2 rRNA genes are annotated in these 703 nt (G+C 59.9%); both read right to left on the bottom strand.

Annotated features, from left to right (window positions below):
- Positions 1 to 3 precede the first annotated feature (3 nt).
- Positions 4 to 120: ribosomal RNA gene (gene rrf / locus ABD481_RS46585) — 5S ribosomal RNA — on the bottom strand.
- Between the two features lie 100 nt (positions 121 to 220).
- Positions 221 to 703 (bottom strand): 23S ribosomal RNA (locus tag ABD481_RS46580); the annotation flags it as partial.

Here is a 703-nt window from a genome sequence, read left to right as displayed (position 1 = left end):
TTAGTCCGGCCGCGTCCTACTCTCCCACCAGGTCCCCCTGGCAGTACCATCGGCGCTGGCGGGCTTAGCTTCCGGGTTCGGAATGGAACCGGGCGTTTCCCCGCCGCCATGGCGGCCGTAACACCTTGAGACAACACACACCGCAAACGGTGGGGGCCTCAGATCTGAGCAGTGGATGCGAGCAGCAGACTCTACAGTCATGCAAGAAAAGTTCAGCTTTGTGGTCAAGCCCTCGGCCTATTAGTACCGGTCCGCTCCACACCTCACGATGCTTCCACGCCCGGCCTATCAACCCGGTAGTCTGCCGGGAGCCTTACCCCATCAAGTGGGAGGGAGACCTCATCTTGAAGCAGGTTTCCCGCTTAGATGCTTTCAGCGGTTATCCTTCCCGAACGTAGCCAACCAGCCATGCCCCTGGCGGGACAACTGGCACACCAGAGGTCCGTCCATCCCGGTCCTCTCGTACTAGGGACAGCCCTTCTCAAGTCTCCTGCGCGCGCAGCGGATAGGGACCGAACTGTCTCACGACGTTCTAAACCCAGCTCGCGTACCGCTTTAATGGGCGAACAGCCCAACCCTTGGGACCTACTCCAGCCCCAGGATGCGACGAGCCGACATCGAGGTGCCAAACCATCCCGTCGATATGGACTCTTGGGGAAGATCAGCCTGTTATCCCCAGGGTACCTTTTATCCGTTGAGCGAC

Origin of the sequence: Catenulispora yoronensis, assembly GCF_039531695.1 — a bacterium.
GTDB lineage: Bacteria > Actinomycetota > Actinomycetes > Streptomycetales > Catenulisporaceae > Catenulispora > Catenulispora yoronensis.
Note: the sequence above shows the minus strand (reverse complement) of the source record. Positions and strands in the feature narration are given on the sequence as shown.